This is a genomic window from Collinsella aerofaciens (assembly GCF_040910245.1).
In the GTDB taxonomy this organism is placed as follows: Bacteria; Actinomycetota; Coriobacteriia; order Coriobacteriales; family Coriobacteriaceae; genus Collinsella.
Genome location: NZ_JBDGAY010000016.1, coordinates 1 through 20,482, shown reverse-complemented (window position 1 = coordinate 20,482; position 20,482 = coordinate 1). Strand labels below are relative to the sequence as shown.

General features: G+C 61.8%; 14 protein-coding genes. 8 read left to right on the top strand and 6 right to left on the bottom strand.

Annotation, left to right across the window (positions count from 1 at the left end; all coding sequences use genetic code 11):
• Positions 1 to 10 precede the first annotated feature (10 nt).
• Both AB5Z20_RS06685 and AB5Z20_RS06680 read left to right on the top strand, forming a co-directional pair.
• Positions 11 to 3,307: a 4-alpha-glucanotransferase gene (locus AB5Z20_RS06685; protein WP_368156729.1), complete on the top strand. Its 3,297-nt coding sequence runs from the start codon at positions 11 to 13 to the stop codon at positions 3,305 to 3,307.
• An 88-nt stretch (positions 3,308 to 3,395) separates the two neighbouring features.
• A complete protein-coding gene (locus AB5Z20_RS06680; protein ID WP_195192825.1) occupies positions 3,396 to 3,632 on the top strand; it encodes an FmdB family zinc ribbon protein in 237 nt (78 codons plus the stop codon).
• 274 nt (positions 3,633 to 3,906) lie between these two features.
• Here AB5Z20_RS06680 and AB5Z20_RS06675 read toward each other — a convergent pair whose 3' ends face one another.
• From AB5Z20_RS06675 to gltX, 5 genes are all read right to left on the bottom strand, one after another.
• On the bottom strand, positions 3,907 to 5,307 hold the full coding sequence (locus AB5Z20_RS06675; protein WP_368156728.1) for an RsmB/NOP family class I SAM-dependent RNA methyltransferase: 1,401 nt from the start codon (positions 5,305 to 5,307) through the stop codon (positions 3,907 to 3,909).
• On the bottom strand, positions 5,304 to 6,224 hold the full coding sequence (gene fmt / locus AB5Z20_RS06670) for a methionyl-tRNA formyltransferase (RefSeq protein ID WP_368156727.1): 921 nt from the start codon (positions 6,222 to 6,224) through the stop codon (positions 5,304 to 5,306). Before fmt ends, AB5Z20_RS06675 begins: the two co-directional genes overlap by 4 nt.
• A gap of 362 nt (positions 6,225 to 6,586) precedes the next feature.
• On the bottom strand, positions 6,587 to 7,123 hold the full coding sequence (def, locus tag AB5Z20_RS06665; protein WP_148331380.1) for a peptide deformylase: 537 nt from the start codon (positions 7,121 to 7,123) through the stop codon (positions 6,587 to 6,589).
• A gap of 18 nt (positions 7,124 to 7,141) precedes the next feature.
• Positions 7,142 to 9,595, bottom strand: coding sequence for a replication restart helicase PriA (gene priA / locus AB5Z20_RS06660; protein ID WP_368156726.1), 2,454 nt, complete (start codon positions 9,593 to 9,595; stop codon positions 7,142 to 7,144).
• A gap of 88 nt (positions 9,596 to 9,683) precedes the next feature.
• Positions 9,684 to 11,159: a glutamate--tRNA ligase gene (gene gltX, locus AB5Z20_RS06655; RefSeq protein WP_368156725.1), complete on the bottom strand. Its 1,476-nt coding sequence runs from the start codon at positions 11,157 to 11,159 to the stop codon at positions 9,684 to 9,686.
• Positions 11,160 to 11,425: 266 nt separating this feature from the next.
• Between gltX and metK the strand changes: the two genes are divergently transcribed.
• The 6 genes from metK (at position 11,426) to AB5Z20_RS06625 (ending at position 20,023) form a co-directional block, all read left to right on the top strand.
• Positions 11,426 to 12,706, top strand: a complete 1,281-nt coding sequence (metK, locus tag AB5Z20_RS06650; RefSeq protein WP_368156724.1) for a methionine adenosyltransferase — start codon at positions 11,426 to 11,428, stop codon at positions 12,704 to 12,706.
• A gap of 317 nt (positions 12,707 to 13,023) precedes the next feature.
• On the top strand, positions 13,024 to 14,631 hold the full coding sequence (gene sdaAA / locus AB5Z20_RS06645; protein ID WP_368156723.1) for an L-serine ammonia-lyase, iron-sulfur-dependent, subunit alpha: 1,608 nt from the start codon (positions 13,024 to 13,026) through the stop codon (positions 14,629 to 14,631).
• 117 nt (positions 14,632 to 14,748) lie between these two features.
• Complete coding sequence (locus AB5Z20_RS06640; RefSeq protein ID WP_368156722.1) at positions 14,749 to 16,494, top strand: L,D-transpeptidase; 1,746 nt, start codon at positions 14,749 to 14,751, stop codon at positions 16,492 to 16,494.
• Between the two features lie 129 nt (positions 16,495 to 16,623).
• On the top strand, positions 16,624 to 18,039 hold the full coding sequence (locus AB5Z20_RS06635) for an efflux RND transporter periplasmic adaptor subunit (protein ID WP_368156721.1): 1,416 nt from the start codon (positions 16,624 to 16,626) through the stop codon (positions 18,037 to 18,039).
• Positions 18,039 to 18,812 carry an ABC transporter ATP-binding protein gene (locus AB5Z20_RS06630; RefSeq protein WP_368156720.1) on the top strand — a complete coding sequence of 258 codons (774 nt, stop codon included), beginning with the start codon at positions 18,039 to 18,041 and terminating at the stop codon, positions 18,810 to 18,812. The genes AB5Z20_RS06635 and AB5Z20_RS06630 overlap by 1 nt, the downstream gene beginning before the upstream one ends.
• On the top strand, positions 18,809 to 20,023 hold the full coding sequence (locus AB5Z20_RS06625) for an ABC transporter permease (RefSeq protein ID WP_368156719.1): 1,215 nt from the start codon (positions 18,809 to 18,811) through the stop codon (positions 20,021 to 20,023). Before AB5Z20_RS06630 ends, AB5Z20_RS06625 begins: the two co-directional genes overlap by 4 nt.
• Positions 20,024 to 20,221: 198 nt before the next feature.
• On the opposite strand, the gene AB5Z20_RS06620 is transcribed toward AB5Z20_RS06625, so the two are convergent.
• A partial coding sequence (locus AB5Z20_RS06620; RefSeq protein ID WP_368156718.1) for a transposase occupies positions 20,222 to 20,482 on the bottom strand: 261 nt, incomplete at its 5' end.

Sequence of the window (20,482 nt, the reverse complement as noted above, 5' to 3'; positions counted from 1 at the left end):
GGACCGTACTATGAGATTGATACACAACAGCCGCCTACCGCAGTTTCGCACTCCGTTTGGCGCTGTGACCACAGGAACTACCGTTGCACTCTCGGTGATTTTGGAGGATGCCGATCCCAACCAGGCCACACTCACCCTACGTACCTGGGTCGATGAAGTCGGCGAGACCCTGATTCCGATGGAGCACGAAGGCGATGGCATTTTTACCGGCGAGCTCAAATGCACTGAACCGTGTCTTGTGTGGTACAGCTTTATCTGCAATATCGAGGGCCAGCCCGAGGTTCGCCTGGGCGCGCCGCAGGGCCGCACCGGCGGCGAGGGCGTAACCTACGACTACGCCGAGGTGCCGTCCTTCCAGATTACCGTCTATAAGCACCGCGAGAACCGCCCCACCTGGTACGAGCGCGGTATGGTCTACCAAATCTTCCCCGACCGCTACGCCCGTGACGAGCATTGGCGCGAGCGCACAATGGCCCAACTCGAAAAACCGCGCAAGGGCATTCGGCGCCGGATGGTCGAGGACTGGAACGAGCCGCCCGTGTACGAGCGCGCCGAGGACGGCTCCATCAAGACCTGGGACTTCTACGGCGGCTCGCTCAAGGGCATCCAGGAAGACCTGCCCCGCATCGCCGAGCTGGGCTTTACGGCCATCTACCTCAACCCCATCTTTGAGGCCGCGAGCAACCACCGCTACGACACGGCCGACTACACCAAGATCGACCCGATCCTGGGCACCGAGCAGGACTTTACCGAGCTGTGCCAAGCAGCCGAGAAGCTGGGCATCTCCATCATCCTGGACGGCGTCTTCAACCACACGGGCGACGACTCGATCTATTTCAACCGCTACGGCAACTACCCCGGCTTGGGTGCATGGCAGAGCGAGGATTCTCCGTGGCGCGATGCGTTTACCTTCCACGAGGACGGCTCGTACGACTGCTGGTGGGGCGTGGGCAACATGCCGGCCATCAACGAGAAGTCCGAGCTGGTGCGCGAGAGGCTCCTGGGCAAGGACGGCGTGATCCGCAAATGGCTGCGCGCCGGTGCCCATGGTTGGCGCCTGGACGTCGCTGACGAGCTTTCCGACGACTTCCTGGCCGAGATCAAGAAGGCCGTACTTGCCGAAAAACCTGATGCTCTGTTGCTCGGCGAAGTCTGGGAAGACGCCTCCAACAAGATTAGCTACGGCCATCTGCGCCGCTACCTGCAGGGCTCCGAGCTGGACTCTGCTATGGATTACCCCTTCCGCGACATGGTCATCGGCTTTTTGATGGGCTACAAGAACGCCTACCAGGCAGCCGAGGATATCGAGACCCTGCGCGAAAACTACCCGAGCGAGGCATTGTCCTGCGCGCTCAATCTGCTTTCGAGCCACGACCGTCCGCGCATCATCTCGGTACTCGGCGGCGGCCCCGACGAGTCGCAGCTGCCCGAGTGCGAGCGCAGCAAATGGCGCCTGGACGAGAACTCGATGGGCCTGGCCAAGAGCCGTTTTTGGCTCGCCACGCTCATGCAGATGACCTTCCCCGGCGTGCCTTCGATCTACTACGGCGACGAGTACGGCCTGGAGGGCCTTACCGATCCGGGCAACCGCCGCACCTTGCCGACCAAGGACCAACTGCACGACTTCGACACGCTGGCTATTGTCAAGAACGCCTCCGCCGTGCGCCGCGCGCTGCCATTTATGATCGACGGCGAGATTAAGGCCTTCGCGCTCAACGACGAGGTGCTGGCATACAACCGCACGGGCAACAATGGCGAGTCCGCGACGGTTATCATCAACCGCAGCCTACGCAATTCGCACCGCGTGACAATTCCGGCGCTCAGCGAATGCGCAAGTGACGTGATCAGCGGTCACGAGTGCGAGATTCACAATGGTACGGTCACGCTCGATCTGTATCCGCTGGGTTCGTCGATCATCTATCACCATGCCGAGCAGCGCCTGCAGGAGCCGCTCGATCACGGCGCAGGCGTTGTGTGCCATATCACCTCGGTGCCCACCGACGACGGCAAGCCCGGCACAATCGGCGCACCCACGCGTCGCTTTATCGACCATCTGGCCGCTATGGGCATGCGCTACTGGCAGGTTCTGCCTGTCAACCCGACGGACTTCTTCCGCTCCCCTTACGCTGGGCCTTCGGCCTTTGCAGGCAATATTGACCTGCTGCCCGAAAGTCAAGAGGAACTGGCGGTCGACTTTGAAACTTGGAAGGCCCGTGGCGGCGAGGATGCAGACCCGCTGTACACGGCGTTTAAACATCGCAACGCAGATTGGCTCGAGAAGTACTGCGTCTATATGGCCGTTAAGAAGTACTTTGAAGGCGAATCGCGTCACGATTGGCCGGCCGATGTCGCGCGCTACAACGAGCACCTAATTGACGACAAGCGTTTCCACGACGAGGCAGAGCTGCAGGCGTACATGCAGTACCGCTTTGATCTGGCCTGGTGCGAGCTCATGAACTACGCGCACAAGAAGGGTATCGAGGTAATCGGCGACATCCCGATGTACGTTTCGGACGATTCGGCCGATGCGTGGAGCGAGCCCGAGAACTTCTGGCTATCCGATACCGGCAAGGCGATTGAGATTTCCGGCGCTCCGCCCGACAACTTTGCGCCCGAGGGCCAGGTGTGGGGCAACCCCACCTTCCGTTGGGATCACATGAAGGAGAACGGCTACCGCTGGTGGATGGACCGTCTGCGTCGCGCATTCTCGCTCTACGACCGCGTGCGCCTGGACCACTTCCTGGGATTCCACAGCTACTTTAGTATCCCCGCGGGCAAGGCTTGCGCCGACGGCCGCTGGCTGGCGGGTCCGGGCAAGGACCTGTTCCAGACTGCCTATGACGAGCTGGGGCCGCTCAACTTTATCGCCGAGGACTTGGGCTACCTGACGCCCGGCGTTCGCGCCATGGCTTCGACCTGCGGCTTCCCCGGTATGGACGTGCTGGAGTTTAGCGATTACGACGTCCGTAACGGCGTGTATCCCACGCCGGGCAAGATTCTGTACACCTCGACGCACGACACGTCGACGCTCGCCGGTTGGTGCACGCGCTCCTTTGCGGGCGGCGACGAGCCAAGCGGTGTTGAGGTGGCGGCCAAGCTTATGGGCGACGCGCTGGCAAGCGACGCTCCCCTAGTGATGATGCCGCTGCAGGATGTCCTGGGACTAGGCGACGATGCGCGCATGAACGTGCCGGGTGTCGCCACGGGCAACTGGACCTGGCAGGCCGATGAGGCCGGCGTTGCGGCCGCCGAAGTCAAAACTGCACAGCTCCTGCGCAACACCCATAGATTCTGGGGCGAAGCGTGATAAAACCCCCGATATAGGGTACAGTTACAAACGTTTGAATTTATGCGGGCAGAGCGATCTGCCCGCTTTGTGCTGAAAAGGAAGTAATATGGCGCGCTACGATTACAAGTGCTCGAGCTGCGGCAACGTGTTTGAGGTTGAGCATCCCATGTCCGAGACCCCCGAGGTCGTGTGCCCGAGCTGCGGCGCTCCGGCGGCCAAGACGTTCTCGGCCAGCGGCATCAAGTTTGAGGGCAGCGGATTCTACAACACCGACCAGCGAAGCGGTGGTTCCAGCACCAACGCCACCAGCGGCTGCTGCGCCAACTGCCCGCATAACCACTAAGAACAACGTGGCCCCGCGATCAACGCTGATCGCGGGGCCGAATTTTTTCCAGGAATGTCCCACGCCCAAGCAACTGGTCTGGGGTTGCGCCACGAAAACGGCCTATCTACTACGTTTGGCCCCTATAGTCCGAGCACACCTGCGTTTTTGCAAAATCGATAAGCCTTCTACCTGCGGTTTTGATTTCATGAAAAACGGCATGGTTGAGGGTAACCGGCCAAACGTAGTAGATAGGCCCATTTCATGGCAAGCGAATCAACCCTCGGGTACCGTATTAGTTGCGGACCAGGCGGGCGCAGAAGTGACCGTCGTAGGAGTCGGCGTTTACGGGGACACTTTGGAAGAGGCCTCGAGGGTTTTGGCGGAGAGTGACGAGGCTCTTGGCGTGGTCGTACTCGGGGAGCTGCAGAATCTGGGCTTCGGAGAGCGGTGCCACGATAAAGCCGGCGCCCTCGGAAGAGGCCAGGAAGGCATCCACGACCTGCGTGTTCTCTTCATCAAAAACCGAGCAGGTGGCATAGATAAGCTCACCGCCGGCAGCAACGCGCGCGGCTGCTTCCTTGAGCATCGTCAGCTGTAGCTTGGGCAGCTCAGTCGTAACGTCGTTTTCGGTCAGACGCCACGGTATCTCGGGATGACGGCGCATGGTGCCGGTGCCAGAGCACGGCGCATCGATAAACACCGTGTCGAACAGGGCGGGCTCGCCAAGAATCGCGTCAAAGGACGTGAGCACCTCATTGAGCTCGCAGGCATCGCCCGAGACCGTACGTACACCCGTAATACCCGCCTTATGCAGGCGCGCGAGATTCTGATCGCACTTGCGATCGTGCAGATCGAGCGCGGTATGCTGATGCTCGTACCCAGCGCGCTTGGCCTGGCACATCATCACATAGGTCTTGGTGCCGCGACCGGCGCCAATCTCCAGGCAGCGACCGGGACGTGTCGCGGCAGTAGCGATAAGCTGGGCGTTAAGGTCGGAGGCAACCGCGGCAGCACGCTCAAACACGCCCGATGCAACCGTGACCTGTGCATCGACCGGAGCATGGCAGCCCGGGAAGACAGGCGCAACGAGCTGCGAGATATACGGGTCGGCCTTGGTCGCAAACGCATTCTCGTGCAGTGCAAGCGGCGCGGGGGCCAGATTACCGGCAAAGTTGAGCGCGCCCTCGGGCGTATCGAACGAGGCCATAATACGAGCGCACAGCCAACGAGGAAGACCCATCAAACGCGAAAGGCGAACCAAACGGCGCTCGGACTCATCCACGTCAGATGCCGTGGCAAAATCCTCCACGTTGTCCGCAACCTTGTGCAGCACCGCGTTAGCCAGGCCCGCGGCAGACTTAGCACCGCTGCGCACCAGCTCAACACCCTGGCTCACGGCAACGCGGCCCGGCGTATGCAGGTAGAGCATCTCGAAGGCCGAGATGCGAAGCGCCATGCGAACGCGCGGCGCGACCTTTTTGGGCTTATCCAAAAACTGATCGAGCAACTCATCCAAAATGCCCTGCGTGGCGGCAACACCGAGCGCCAAACGCGCGGCAAAAGCGGAATCGCGCTGGTCAATGGCCTTGGCGGAAGCGCGGGAAGACAACACGTCACGTGCGTACATACCGCGGCGATCGGCCTCCATCAACACATCGAGCGCAAGCTTGCGCGCGGGAGACAACTTGCTCATGACAGTACACCCCACCTAAGTTCGGCGCCCTGCAGGCCGGCAGCCCAGGCAGAAGCAGCCATGGCACGCTTGCCATCGGGCTTAACCTCGAGCAGTTCAACCGCGCCATCGGAAAGTCCCAGGTAAACACGCTTGCTCTTGACGGCAACAGCGCCCTCGCCAAGCGACACATCAGCCGGCGCAGCATCGAGCACACGAACCGACTTACCGGCAATCACGCAACGGGCAGGCGCGGTATCGGACGAAGCAAGCACATGACGCACGCAATCGAGCGCCGCCATCTTCGGATCCAGACGCATCTCCTGCTTGGAAATCTTGGCAGCATGCGTGACGAGGGACTCATCCTGCTCGGTCCAAACAGCCGAGCCATCGGCAAGCGATGGAAGCGTATCGGCAAGCAACTTACCGCCAAGCTCACCAAGCTCCATCGTGAGCGCCTCGGCATGCTTACCGGCAACCGAGGTCGAGGCCTGCGCACAATAAGCGCCCGTATCCACGCCATGCCCAATGCGCATAATGGAAACGCCAGCAACCTCGTCACCAGCAAGAATGGCACGCTGAATAGGAGCAGCGCCACGCCAACGAGGCAGCAGCGAAGCATGAACATTCACAATACCAAGCGGCGCCATATGCAGCACCTCATCAGGCAAAATGCAACCATAGGCAGCCACACAGAAAATATCGGCATCCGCAGCCTTGAGCGCCTCAACAACCTCCGGCGTCATACGATTAGCCTCAACAACGGGCAGGCCAAGCTCAAGCGCCTTGGCCTTAACAGGAGAAGGCTCCAGTTTTTTACCACGCCCGCGAACAGCATCGGGACGAGTAATGACAAGCACAATCTCGTTCCCAGCCTCAACAAGCGAAGTCAGCGAAGGCACAGCAAAATCGGGCGTACCCATAAACACAATACGCATAAAGAACGTCTCCCCTCAACCAAAGCCGAGACGGCTACAAATAACAGCAGAAAGCCAAGTACCCAGCCCATCCGCAATAACAATTCAACAAGAACAAATATACCCAAAACCAAAGAAAGAGCCGCAATAAAAGCAGCTCTTCCAACAAAGCAATTATCAGCGAAGACGCCCTTCCCTGGCCCGACGGCACCCGGGCGAAAAGGAGCACGAAAACGCAGTCCCCTTCCGCCGCAGGGCTTAGGTTATTGCTCCACGCGCAGTTCCGCACGAGCCGAAGAGCACTTAATGTGCTCTTCGTGCGAGCAGGACTGTTTGAGCATGGAGCAAAACCTAAGCCCTGCGGCGGAAGGGGACGGTGGGACCTACTCCGTCTCGCCCGGACGAGCGCCGCGGGCCAGGGCGTCCTGGTACTCCTTGACGGCCTTGAGCCTCTGCATGGGCTTAAGTCGCTCGAACATGGTGTTGCCGTGCAGGTGATCGATCTCGTGCTGCAGGCACACGCAGAACAGGTCGCCCGTGGCCTCATAGCGAATCAGGTTGGCATCCAGATCGTACGCCTCGACGACAACGTGATCGGGACGCTCGATCTCGCAGCTAATGCCGGGAATGGACAGGCAGCCCTCGCTAAACGGCACCAGATGGTCGCTCTGCTCAACAATGACAGGGTTGATGAGCACGTACGGGTCATAGTCGTTCTTGTCGCTATAGTCGCAGTCGATGGTGACAAGCTGGATGAGCTCGCCGATCTGCGGGGCGGCAAGGCCGCAACCGCCGTTCTCGAACATCATCTTCTTCATCTTCTCGGCAAGCGCCTCGATCGCCGGGGTGATCTCCTCGATGACGGCGCACTCCTGGCGCAGACGAGGGTCGGGCGACAGTACGATTCCGTTGGCTTCCATGGCCATCCTTTCGGGTTGTTACATCAAATCATAAGCGTCGACGTCAACACTCACGCTCACGCCACGCGCGGAGCCCACCTCTTTGAGGCAGGCGTCGATATCATCAGAGACATGGTACCCTACCGGCGACTTCACAAGCAGATGGAAGCGGTAACGGTCCTTGGCTCTCTCGATTACACACGAAGCCGGACCAAGCACCTGGGGCACGGCACCCCCCTGCCGCAAAAAATCGGGCGCGGCGGCATGCCAGCGACGCTTGAGGAACTTCGCGATGCGACCGATGTAGTCCCGCGCGACATCCGCGTTCGTCGACCATACCAATATGTTGGACAGGCGCACGAACGGCGGATACAGGGCGTCGCGGCGCTGGTCCAGGTCGTAGTCGGTAAAGATCGAGCGGTCGTGCTCGGCGACGGCGCGAATGACCGGATCATCGGGCAGGTAGGTCTGGATGATAACCTCACCGGGGCGATCGCCGCGGCCGGCGCGGCCCGCAACCTGCTCCAGCAGATCGTAGGCGCGCTCCCCTGCTCTAAAATCGGGCAGCTTGAGCGCAAAGTCGGCATTGACCACACCCACGAGCGTGACCTCGGGAAAGTCGAGGCCCTTGGCGATCATCTGGGTACCCAGCAGCACCGCGCAATCGGCAGCATCGAACTGCTCGAGCAGCTTTTTGTGTGCATCCTTGCCGCGCGTGGAATCGGCGTCCATGCGAATGATGGCGACGTCGTCGGGCAGCATCTGGTGCAGTGCGTCCTCGATCTGCTGTGTGCCCAGCCCCATTTTTGCCAGGTAGCGGCTGCCGCACTTGGGACAGCGACTCGTGGGCGCCGGATAGGGCTGCACGCGCCAGGACGATCCGCAAGTGTGGCACTGCAGCGTGTGCGTGCGCTCATGGTACGTGAGCGCGGTGGAGCAGTGGTTGCAGGTTGGCACGCAGCCGCATTCACGGCACATAAGAAACGGAGCAAAGCCGCGGCGGTTGTGCAGCAACACGGCCTTTTCGCGACGCTCGACCACACGCTCCAGGCCTTCCATCAGCGGTTTAGAGAACATGGAGCGGCTGCCGTGTGCGAACTCACGGCGCAGATCGGCAATGCGAACCGCAGGCAACACGGCGTGTCCCGGGCGCTCGGGCATCTCGACGCGCGTCCAGGTGGCACCGTTATACGTGCCGCGGCGGCAGCGGTCGAGGGCCTCGGCAGAAGGCGTGGCCGAGCCCAAGACGAGCGGACACCGATAGCGGCGCGCCATCTCGGCAGCCACCTCGCGCGCATGGTAGCGTGGGCTGGAACCCTGCTTGTAGCTGGTCTCGTGCTCCTCGTCGATAATGATGAGGCCCAAGTCGCTGAGCGGGCAAAAGAGCGCCGAACGGGCGCCCACGACCACGCGGGCCGCACCGCTGGCGACCATATCCCATTGGTCCAGACGTTCGCCAGCAGAAAGACGCGAATGGAACACAGCGACCGTCTCGCCAAAGCGCGAGCGGAAGCGGCCGACAGTCTGGGCCGTCAGCGAAATCTCGGGCACGAGCACGCAGGCCGAACGGCCGGCCGCGAGTACGCGCTCAATCGCCGAGAGGTAGACCTCGGTTTTGCCGGAACCGGTAACGCCATCGACCAGCACCACATCGCCATGGGCATCCAAGCGGGCGCGCTCAATCTGTGCAAGTGCTTGCAGCTGGCCGTTGGTAAGTGCCATCGGGGCCTTGCCGCTCGCCGAGGATAGCGTGGTCTGCTCGCTGCAGCCACGCCAGGCGCGGCGCTCCTCCACAACCACGACGCCGCGTTTTTCGAGCGCTTTAATGGTCGCCGACATGCTGCTGTAGAGCAGGTTGAGGTCGCGCGTCGTGACCGGGCCGCACTGGAGAGCCTCGATGAGCTGGCGCTGGCGAACGGCGGTCTTGGGCGGCGTGTAGTCGAAACCCTCGGGCGTGAGCATGACCCAGCGGTTTTGGATGGGTTTGACGGCGGGGCGCTCAACGGTCCACACGCCGTCGTTGCCCTTGACCACGCGCGGGCTTCCACCCGGGGGCAAGAACAGGCGCAGGCACTCGGAAAGCGTTGCGACGTACTCGCGACTCATCCAGCGCGCAATGCGTGCAGCCTCAGCGGAAAAGAGCGGCTTGCTGAGGATAGCCTCGATAGGCTTGATGCGCGCGGAATCGAGAGCGTCGTTACCTTGCAGGTCGGCCAGCTCGGGCGCGATGTCGAGGATGTATCCAGCGGCCGCACGGTTGCCAAAATGGACTAGGACGGTGGAGCCGACCTGGGCCTCGTTGGCAAGGGACTCGGGAATGCCGTAGGCAAACGGTTCGGACAGCGCACGGGTGGGGATGTCGAGAACCACGCTCGTGTAGACGGCAATGGGATCAGATGCAGGCTCGGGCTTGACCGGGGCGGCAGCGGGTGCCGGCGCCGCCGGAGTCTCCTCCGGTTCCGGCGAACCAAACAGCGACAGTTGCTCGGCCATGGCCCCAGCACCTCCCATCCCATACGTCTTTAGAAACAAGAGCCCCGCTCGGGTGAACGGGGCTCGAATACATGCGTTTACGCAGCTGCTACAGCGCCATCGTGCGGGCGCGGTCGATGCGCGCCAGGCAGTCGTCGCGACCGACGAGCGCCATGGTCTCGCCCAGCGGAGGGCTCACCATGTTGCCGCAAACGGCGACGCGCACGGCCTGGAACACCACGCGCTTCTTGAGGTCCATCTGCTCGGGCAGCGGCTCAAGCGCAGCGTCGATGTTCGCGGCGGTCCACTCGGTAACACCCTCGAGCGCGGCCTTGGCGGCATCCAGAATGGCGCCCATGCCCTCCTTGGCCAGGCCCTTGCTGACAGACTTCTCGTCATACTCGAGCGTCTCGGCCGTAGCAAAGATGGGGGCGGCGACGGTCACGGCGTCGGCCGGCATCTTGGTGCGCGGCTTGACGATGGCGGCAAGTGCATCGATCCAATCCTCGCCGTACTCGACATTGCCCTCGATGAGACCCGCCTCGTGCAGCTCGGGGACCATGATCTCGTCGGCAAACTGAGCATCGGACATGCCGTTGATGTACTCGGCATTGACCCAGTCGAGCTTCTTGGGGTCGAAGGTCGCCGGGTTCTTGGAGATACGGTCGAGCGAGAACTTGCTGGCCAGGACATCGCGCGGGATGATCGTGGTCTCGCCGTCGAGCGACCAGCCGAGCAGTGCCAGATAGTTGACGAAGGCATCGGACAGATAACCGGCGTCGCGGTACTCCTCCACCGAGGTGGCGCCGTGGCGCTTGGAGAGCTTTTTGCCATCGGCACCCAAAATCATGGAGATGTGGGCGAACGTGGGCACGGGTGCGCCGAGGGCCTCGTAGACCATGACCTGGCGCGGGGTGTTGGACAGATGGTCGTCGCCGCGGATGACGTGGGTGATCTTCATCATGGCGTCGTCGACGACGGTCGCGAAGTTATACGTGGGCGTGCCGTCGGAGCGGAAGATGACGAAGTCGTCGAGCTCCTTGGCATCGAAGGTCACCTCGCCGTGGACGGCGTCGTGGATGACGACGTCGCCGCGGTCCTCGGGCACCTTGATGCGCAGGACGTAGGACTCGCCGGCCTCGATGCGGCGGCGTGCCTCCTCGGGATCAAGATCGCGGCAGCGGCGCTGATAGCCCTGGAAGGGGTCCTTGCGCTCCTGGGCGGCCTTGCGATCGGCGTCGAGCTGCTCCTTGGTGCAGAAGCAGGGATAGGCCTTGCCCTCGTCCCAGAGCTTCTGGGCGGCCTGCTTGTACAGGTCCAGACGCTCGGTCTGTTCGTAGGGGCCAAAGTCGCCGCCCACCTCGGGACCCTCGTCCCAATCCAGGCCCAGCCAACGCATGGCGCGCAGGATGATCTGCGTGTTCTCGTCGGTGGAACGGGTGGGGTCGGTGTCGTCGATGCGCAGGATGAACGTGCCGCCGTTTGCGCGGGCAAAAGCCCAGTTATAGATAGCGGTGCGGGCGCCGCCGATGTGCAGCTTGCCCGTGGGTGAGGGTGCAAAGCGGACGCGAACGTCTGATGCCATGGAAATCTCCTCGATTGCAGGATGGATGTCTAACCGCATCAGTATAAAGCAACAAAGCGACCTCCGCACAAAGGGCACCGACCTACTCATTGGGGACAGACTTAAATGACTACCCAATGAGCACCTGGCTGGTCATTTAAGTCTGTCCCCAATGAGTAGGTGCGGAAAGGGTGTGAATGTTGGATTTACGCGCTATGATGTGCCCTTGCATATAGAGCTCGGCGGAATGGTAACGGTCGCCGGGACACGTTTTTGAAAGGACAATCATGTCAGAAGAACTTCGTTCCATCCCACCCCAACACGGGTCCTTTGTATTTACGTCGGAGTCGGTGACCGAAGGTCATCCCGATAAGATCGCTGACCAGATCAGCGACGCCGTCCTCGACGCAATCCTCGCTAAAGAAATAGAGCTTCAGGAGCAGGGCTACATTGCGCCCAACGGCGTGCCCGCCAACGTTGAGAACGTCCGCTGCGCCTGTGAGACCCTCGTGACCACCGGCACCGTCATCGTTGCCGGCGAGATCCGCACCCAGGCCTACGTCGACGTGCAGGAGATTGCCCGTGGCGTTATCCGCCGCATTGGCTACAACCGCGCAAAGTTCGGTTTTGACTGCGATACCTGCGGTGTTATGAGCCTCATCCACGAGCAGTCGCCCGATATCGCCCAGGGCGTCGACGAGTCCTTCGAGACCCAGACCGGTGCCACCACCGACCCGATCGACCTGATTGGCGCCGGCGACCAGGGCATGATGTTTGGCTATGCCTCCAACGAGACCAAGACCCTCATGCCCATGCCGCACTACCTGGCGAGCCGCCTGGCCGAGCGCCTGGCCGCCGTGCGCCACGACGGCACCCTGCCCTACCTGCGCCCCGACGGCAAGACCCAGGTCACGGTGCGCTACGAGGACGGCAAGCCCATCGAGGTCACGACCATCGTCATCTCCACGCAGCACGCTGCCGAGATCGAGGACATGGGCAAGATCAAGGACGACCTCATCGAGCACGTCATCGCCCCCGTCATGGCCGCCGAGAACATGCCGTGGGACAACGCCGACATCTATGTGAACCCCACCGGTCGCTTTGTCGTGGGCGGCCCCATGGGCGACACGGGCCTCACCGGCCGCAAGATCATCGTCGACACCTACGGCGGTTACGGCCGTCACGGCGGCGGCGCCTTTAGCGGCAAGGACTGCACCAAGGTCGACCGCTCCGCCGCATACGCCGCGCGCTGGGTCGCCAAGAACGTGGTGGCCGCCGGCCTGGCCGACCGCTGCGAGGTCGAGCTGGCCTACGCCATCGGCGTGTCCAAGCCGCTGTCTATCATGGTCGACACCTTCGGTACCGCGCATGTTGCCGAGGACAAGATCGTCGAGGCCGTCGAGAAGACCTTCGACCTGCGCCCGGGCGCGATCATCCGCGACCTGGACCTGCGTCGACCGATCTACGAGAAGACGGCAGCCTACGGCCACTTCGGCCGCGAAGACACCGACTTCACCTGGGAGAAGACCGATCGAGTCAACGAACTCAAAGCAGCCTGCGGCCTCTAATTAAGAACCATTAAGGCCGCAACAACACACGCGCTTTCAAAAAGAAGTACCGCCCCCAACCGGTACTTCTTTTTTATTAAACCGGTGGCGAAGACGAGCCAACACAGGACATGGAATAAGTCACCAGCCGATGAATTTTGCAGCACGCCCGCCGCAACCATGTATCCTAAGTTCCGAGGGCTTTAGTATTTGGTCGGTCGCGAGTTCCGCACGAGCCGGAGGCCACTTAATGTGGCCTCCGTGCGAGCCAGGACTGTCCGAGCAGGCGACCAAATACTAAAGCCCTCGGAACGACGGGACGGATATAAGGAGCACCCATGGCAGGCAAGCCGCAAACACTAGCTACGACCTCGGCATTCGAGATCTTGGGGCCCGTCATGGTCGGCCCCAGCTCGTCGCACACCGCCGGCGCCCTGCGGTGCGCACAGGTGGCCGCCAGCCTGCTCGAGGGCCGCATCACCAAGGTCACCTTTGGCCTGTGGAACTCTTTCGCCCACACCTACCGCGGCCACGGCACCGACCGCGCGCTCGTCGCGGGCATCCTGGGCCTCGACACCGATGACGAGAATATCAAGCAAGCCTTCGACCTCGCACGCGAGCAGAGCCTCGATTATCACTTTGACATCAAGGGCGACGACGCCTCCCTCCACCCCAACACCGTCGATATCGACATGGTCGACGACACGGGCGCTACGGCGCAGGTCCGCGGCGAGAGCCTGGGCGGCGGCAAGATGCGCATCAGCCGCATCAACGGCGTCGGCGTCGACATCTCGGGCATGTACTCCACGCTCTTCGTGGCGCATCAGGACGTCCCCGGCGTACTCGCCGCACTCACGAATCTACTCGCCTACGCGCACGTGAACATCGCCTTCTGCCGTACCTACCGCACCGAGGTGGGCGGCCAGGCCTACTCCGTCTTTGAGACCGACGGCGCACCCGATGACACCGTCATCCCCATGGTGCGCAAACTCGACAACGTCGGCTACGCCACCTTTATTGAGCTCCCCGGCTCGGCGTCATCGCTCTCCCCCGGCGTCTCGGCCAAGGAGGTCTTCGACGACGGCGAGCAACTGCTCGACGCGTGCGAGGAGCTGGGACTCAGCATCGGCGCCGTCATGGCCGTGCGCGAGGGGCGCCTTACCGGCGAGGCGCACGCCGTCGCCGCCATGCGCCGCGTGCTCGACGTCATGCGCGAGGAGACCACGGCCCCCATCGCCAATCCGCAGCGCTCGCTCGGCGGGCTTATCGGCGGCGAGGCTAAGCTCGTCGATGCCACCGGCCGCAACGACCTTAGCTCCAGTTTAATGGGCGCCGTACAGACCGAAGCCGTGGCACGTGCCATGGCCGTACTTGAGCGCTCCGCCACTATGGGCGTGATCGTCGCGGCCCCCACGGCAGGCTCCGCGGGCGTCGTGCCCGGCTGCGTGCTGGCCCTGGCCGACCACCTGCAGTTCAATGACGAGCAGGTCATGGACGCCCTCTACTGCGCCGCCGCCATCGGCCTCAACCTCACCACGAGCGCCTGCGTCGCCGGCGCCGAGGGCGGCTGCCAGGCCGAGGTAGGAAGCGCCGCCGCCATGGCCGCCGCCGCGCTGGTGCAGATGCTCGGCGGCACCCCCGAGCAGGCACTCGACGCCAGCTCCATCGCGCTGAGTAATCTGCTGGGACTCGTTTGCGACCCCGTGGGAGGACTGGTCGAGGTGCCGTGCCAAAACCGCAATGCCATCGGCGTGGCCGCGGCCTTCAGCTCGGCCCAGCTCGCGCTCGCCGGCATCAAAAGCCTGGTGCCGTTTGACCAGATGGCGCATGTGATGCTCTCGGTGGGTCACGCCCTGCCGGCAACCCTGCGCGAGACGGCCAAGGGCGGCATCGCCCAAGCCCCGGCAGCGCTATCTGCCTGCGCCAAATGCGGCATATGCGGATAGGCAGACTTCTCCAAACTGATACTGTTTCCGAACCACAAACAACAGGCTAATCGCTATAATGCAAGCCCAGTTAAAACACGATGAGCCGCAAGGCGAAACTCGAAGGAAATATATACGATGTCGCAAATCGACCGCAGCAGCATGATTCCCGATCCGCAACAGCCCAGTAGGCATACGGGCGGCGTCCAATCGCCGCGCCCCATCGCGCCGGCTCACACCCAACAACACGGACCGGCCAATGCCTCTCAGCGCCCGAATCAGCGTCAATACCAGCAGCATCAACAATATCAGCAGCGTCCCGCACATGGTGCCGCCCCCAAGCAGGGCCCTTCGCACACGCGCACGGCAAACAATCGCGGGCCCGCGGACAAGCGCACCAACAAAAGCAGCAAGTCGGGCGGAAAGATGGCCTTCTTTGTCGTCCTCGGCCTCGTCGCGATCGTCTACATCGTAGGCGTCGTGGCGTTCTCGCAGGTCGCTTACCCCAACACTACCATCGCCGGCATCGACATCTCGCTCTCTAACGCATCTTCGGCAGCCACCAAGGTCAACTCGGCATGGAAGCACTACAAGCTCACCGTTTCGGACGACAGCTTTAGCTGGACCTACCAGCCCGAGTCCGACGAGCCCATCGTCGATGGCGAGGAAGCCGCCCACGAGATTATCAGCAAAAACGAGCCGCTGCTGTGGCCATCGCGCCTCATCGCGTCGCTTGGTGGCAAAACCGTTAGCGCCACCAAACACGACTCGGTCGACTTGGATCAGGACGTCGACCTGTCCATGCTCTCCGATGCCTTTGACCAAAAGCAGTTTGAGGAAGACCTGGGCAGCGCCATCGACGAGTTCAACGAGGGCCGTTCGGGCACCTTCGAGGCCGCCAGCTCCTATGACGAGAAGGCCGGCAAGTTCACCGTTGAGAAGGCCCGTTCCAACGAGAAGATCAACCGCGATCATGTCATCAAATATGCCGAGATCGAGCTCGCGTCGCTCGCCGAGAATGTCGATATCACCAAGATCGGCAACGACGCCTACGAACCGCTCAACGGCACCCTCACCAACGACCAGATTCAGGCTGCATGCGATGCTGCCAACAACTTCCTGGGCGTCAACGTGACCCTTAAGCTCAACGGCAATGATGCCGGCAAGGTGGACGGCAGCTCGGTGCTGCAGTGGATCAGCTTTGCCGATCCGGCCAACCCCACGCTCGATACGTCGCAGATCAGCAGCTGGGCCGCCGAGCTCGCCAACGGCTTTAACACCGTGGGCTCCACCCGCTGGTGGACACGCGCCGACGGTAAGGAGTGCGCTGTCGAGGGCGGCGACTTTGGCTGGTCCATCGACAGCGACACGCTCGCCAAGCAGGTTGAGGACGCCATCAATAACAAACAGACCGGCGATATCGAGATTTCGTACTCCAAGAAGGCCGACACGTTTACCGCCAAGGGCGAGCCCGATTGGAAGGCCTATATCGACGTCGACCTGTCCGAGCAGCACGCGCGCTACTACGACGAGAACGGCAATATCGTGTGGGAGGCCAACTTTATTTCCGGCAAACCGGGCGAAGACGCCACCCCCGAGGGCGTGTGGCAGATCAACAGCAACGACGGCGCAAGCAAGCTCATCGGTGCCAAAGACCCCGAGACCGGTAAGCCCAAATACGAGAGCCCGGTCAGCTACTGGATGCCGTTCGAGGGCAATATGGTCGGCTTCCACGACGCCACCTGGCAAAACGATTCAAGTTTCGATAGTGCCGAATCGTACAAATGGTGCGGAAGCCACGGCTGTATCAACCTGCGCCTGGCCGATGCCAAGGCGCTCCATGACTGCATCAAAGTCGGCCTGTGCGTGGTCGTGCACTCGTAGGGAAACACGCCTTCGCACAACGGGGAACTGACGCTCCAATCTAACAGTTTCGAAAGATACCGCCATATGCGCCCGCCACTCGCGACGGGCGCATATACTTATCGTGGAACTTTCTATAAAGGAGACGCCATGTCGAATGTCCCCACCATCACCCCGGGACCGAATGATACCGAGCGAGCGCCCGAGGGTGCCACCGAAACGCTTCCCCTCATAACAACCGTGCACGTCACACAGCAAAACGACAGCATAAGCGATACAACCGGGATTTCTGACGAAGAGGTCTACGCCAAGCTCAAGGCGAAGCGTGCCGAGCGTCGGCGCAAAAAGCTCATCCGACGCGGCATTGCGGCAGGCGTCGTGGCCACCATTGTGCTCATCGCCGTTGTCGTGACCTTCGTCATCAACGCACGGCCCGCAGGCAACAACGGGCCGGTGACCGACATGGTCACCGAGGGCACATTTATGACCACCGTCGAGGCTAAAGGCCAGCTCAAGCCCATCTCGGCTTCGGTGGTCTCCCCTTCTGTCGACGGCACGGTGGCATCGATCAACGTGCAAGCCGGCCAGTCCGTCAACGAGGGCGACGTGCTCATGACCATTAAAAACGACGAGCTCGATCGCAATGTTGCCGATGCACAGCGCGCGGTGACAGCTGCCAAGGAAGACCTCGCCAACGCGCAGAAAGCGGTAGCTGCCGCCCAAGCCGCTCCGGCGACTGACGCAGATGCGGCAGGCGCGAGTGGCGTCAGCGGCACCGCCGACACGAGTGCCGTCTCGAGCGCCCAACGCAACCTGGCCTCGGCCCAGGCGAACCTGGACCAAGGCAACGCCAAAGCTGCCGAGCGCACCGTGACCGCGCCCAGCTCGGGCAGCATCGTAGAGCTCAACGCCAAGGTCGGCGCCACGGTGACGGGCGGCATGATTATGGGCGAAGGCGATACGAGCGGCGGCAAGCAGTGCATGCAGATCGCTGACCTCTCCAAGATGAAGGTCACCGTTCAGGTGGGTGAAAAGGATATCGCCAAAATCGCCGTTGGGCAGAGCGCCAATGTTACCTATCCGGCCTTTCCCGATATCGTGAGCCAGGGAACGGTCACCGCAATCGCTTCGGTGGCAAACTCCGACGCTAACGGCGGCGGCAGTGTGACCTTTAACGTCGATATTTTGATTGATGCGCCCGACGCGCGCCTCAAGCCGGGCATGACCGCCGAGGTCTCGGTGGTGACTGAACAGCTCAACGACGTTGTGATGGTGCCGACCATGGCGCTCATGACCGAGGATGGCGAGCATTATTACGTCAACGTGGCAACCGACGGCGAAGGCAAACAGACCCGACGCGTAAAGGTGACCGTCGTGACGCAAAACGATAACGATGCCGTGGTCGGAAAGACGCAGGTCAAGCGCGACGACCAGGGCAACGAGATCAACCCTAACGTGCCGGTCACCAAACTGCGCGACGGCGACACACTTATCATGGACACCGGCGCAGACATGACGGCCGACGGCGGCGACACCGGTAGCATGTCTGCCGACGAGGGCATGTAATGCGTCCCGTCATCGACATCCGCAACGTGCATCGCATTTTTGAGAGCGAGGCCGGCTGCGCCCATATCCTGCATAACGTGAGCCTGGCCGTGAATCCCGGCGAGTTCGTGGCTATTACCGGCCCTTCGGGTTCGGGCAAGTCAACGCTCATGAACATCCTGGGCTGCCTGGACAAGCCAACGGCAGGCGATTATTACCTGCAGGGCCTCAACGTGGCGGAGCTCGACGATGACGAGCTCACCGAAGTCCGCGCCCTGAGCATCGGCTTTGTCTTTCAGAGCTTTAACCTGCTGCCGCGCCTATCGGTCATCGAAAACGTCATGCTGCCGCTTTCGTACACCAACGTGCCGCGGGCTCAGCGTGAGATGCGCGCCGTCCATGCGCTGCAAGCCGTCACGCTGCAGGTCGACCACTGGGACCACCGCATCTCCGAGCTCTCGGGTGGACAGATGCAGAGAGTTGCCATCGCGCGCGCCCTCGTCAACGACCCGCCCATCATCCTGGCGGACGAGCCGACGGGAAACCTGGACTCCGCCACCGGAGCGCTCGTGATGGAAACCTTCCACAAACTCCAGGAACGCGGCAAGACCATCGTGCTCATCACACATGATCCCGGTATCGCCGCCGAGGCCGACCGTGCCGTAACCATTCGCGACGGCCGGATCCACGACGGCGCGTACATCGCGCACGCGCCGCAGACCCTGCGCGGCGCCATTGATAACCTGCCCACGATTTCCGCACACGCCAATCCGACGAAAGGAGTGAAGGCATGAGCGCGCGCGACCTTATCCAAGAAGCCCTTCACTCCCTCGAGGCCAACAAGGGACGCAGCCTACTCACCATCCTGGGCATCGTCATTGGCATCGCCTCCGTCATTGCCATGACCTCGCTTATCGGCGGCATCCAAAACAGCCTGGTCAACAGCCTAGGCCTCAACGCCGCGCGTATGGTACAGATCTATTCGTCGCAAGAGCTCACCGAGTCGGACGTTGAGAAGCTTCGCAAAATGGTGCCGCAGATCGAGCAGATTGGCATCGTGGACAGCGCCTATACCGAGTACAAGTCCGGTGACAAAAGCTATACCGTCATGGCGCAGGGCGTCGACAGCGACATGCTCGACGCGGTGGGCGCCAGCAAGCTCGTCGCGGGACGCACCTACACCCAGGCCGAGTCCCAATCCGGCGCACGCGTGGCGCTTATCAGCCGCGGCGGCGCGGATCAGCTGTACGGCAACGAACAGGACGCGGTGGGCAAGACCATTAAGATCTCCAACGGCGAGGTGCAGATTGTCGGCGTGATTGATGGCGGTAGCGACTCAATGGGCTCGCTCACGCTATACATGCCGCGCGAGACCATTTCCGGCCTCTTTGGCGACGAGAATCCGTCGTTTCCCAGCGTAACGGCGCTCGCCACCGAGGGTACAGACGTGGATGAGCTGTGCAAGACGATTGAATCCAAGGTGCGCGCAATGAAGGGCATCGCGGAGGATGATGAGTACGACAGTGTATCGGCAACCTCCATGAAAAGCGCCATCGACGCCCTCAATTCCTTTATGGGCGCGTTTTCGCTCATCATGGGCGCTGTCGCCAGCATTTCTCTGCTCGTGGGCGGTATCGGCATCATGAATATGATGCTGACCAATGTGACCGAGCGCATCCGCGAGATCGGTATTCGTCGAGCCTTGGGTGCGAGCCGTCGCGATATCACCGCGCAGTTTTTGGCCGAGTCCTCGGCGCTATGCGTCACCGGTGGCCTGTTGGGTGTTCTGATTGGCTATCTGCTTGCCTGGGGTCTAGCGATGTTCGCCGCGGGTTCCGGCGTGCTTGGCGAGCTCGGCGCCAGCGGTACCATTACGCCGAGTTTTTCGATCGCCACGGTGCTGCTGGCCTTTGCGGTCTCCGTCGGCATCGGCGTCATCTTCGGCTTCTATCCCGCCCGCCGCGCCGCAAAGCTCGATCCAGTCGAATGCCTGCGCTACCAATAAGCAACCACCAATAAGTTGCGGTGAAATAGGGAGTGTTTAAGCCGTTAAAAGGCCTATTCAGTCCCTATTTCACCGCAACTCAGGGGGGGTGTTCCTATAGTTTTGTCAACTGGGCAATGCTGTTTTCGAGATTGAATCGCGACATGCTAACGCCAGGCCTTTCGGCCGGTGGGCTCCAATCTGTTCGGAGCGCTTCGACTAGGCGGCGTAGGGCACCCTGTCCCGCATGATCGCGTAGATGACCTTCAGCCTCTTTCGCGCCAGCGCCTTGAGCGCCTTGCCGTGCGGCATGCCCCGCTCTCGGCACCTAGCGTAGTAGTCGCCCCATCTCCCCTCTGTCCGGGTAAGGCAGTTGCACGAGAATATGAGCAGGTTCTTCAGCCTCTTGTTGCCTTGGCGCGATGCCGTCACCGAGGAGATCGAGGTTCCCGACTGGCGGTTGCGCGGCGCCAGGCCGCA

What these genes read in the sequence shown, in the direction of transcription:
- AB5Z20_RS06640 (WP_368156722.1), top strand. Translation starts at nt 14,749, where the DNA reads ATGTCGCAAATCGACCGCAGCAGCATGATTCCCGATCCGCAACAGCCC.
- AB5Z20_RS06635 (WP_368156721.1), top strand. Translation starts at nt 16,624, where the DNA reads ATGTCGAATGTCCCCACCATCACCCCGGGACCGAATGATACCGAGCGA.
- AB5Z20_RS06685 (WP_368156729.1), top strand. Translation starts at nt 11, where the DNA reads ATGAGATTGATACACAACAGCCGCCTACCGCAGTTTCGCACTCCGTTT.
- gltX (WP_368156725.1), bottom strand. Translation starts at nt 11,159, where the DNA reads ATGGCATCAGACGTTCGCGTCCGCTTTGCACCCTCACCCACGGGCAAG.
- metK (WP_368156724.1), top strand. Translation starts at nt 11,426, where the DNA reads ATGTCAGAAGAACTTCGTTCCATCCCACCCCAACACGGGTCCTTTGTA.
- sdaAA (WP_368156723.1), top strand. Translation starts at nt 13,024, where the DNA reads ATGGCAGGCAAGCCGCAAACACTAGCTACGACCTCGGCATTCGAGATC.
- def (WP_148331380.1), bottom strand. Translation starts at nt 7,123, where the DNA reads ATGGAAGCCAACGGAATCGTACTGTCGCCCGACCCTCGTCTGCGCCAG.
- AB5Z20_RS06675 (WP_368156728.1), bottom strand. Translation starts at nt 5,307, where the DNA reads ATGAGCAAGTTGTCTCCCGCGCGCAAGCTTGCGCTCGATGTGTTGATG.
- AB5Z20_RS06630 (WP_368156720.1), top strand. Translation starts at nt 18,039, where the DNA reads ATGCGTCCCGTCATCGACATCCGCAACGTGCATCGCATTTTTGAGAGC.
- priA (WP_368156726.1), bottom strand. Translation starts at nt 9,595, where the DNA reads ATGGCCGAGCAACTGTCGCTGTTTGGTTCGCCGGAACCGGAGGAGACT.
- fmt (WP_368156727.1), bottom strand. Translation starts at nt 6,224, where the DNA reads ATGCGTATTGTGTTTATGGGTACGCCCGATTTTGCTGTGCCTTCGCTG.
- AB5Z20_RS06680 (WP_195192825.1), top strand. Translation starts at nt 3,396, where the DNA reads ATGGCGCGCTACGATTACAAGTGCTCGAGCTGCGGCAACGTGTTTGAG.
- AB5Z20_RS06625 (WP_368156719.1), top strand. Translation starts at nt 18,809, where the DNA reads ATGAGCGCGCGCGACCTTATCCAAGAAGCCCTTCACTCCCTCGAGGCC.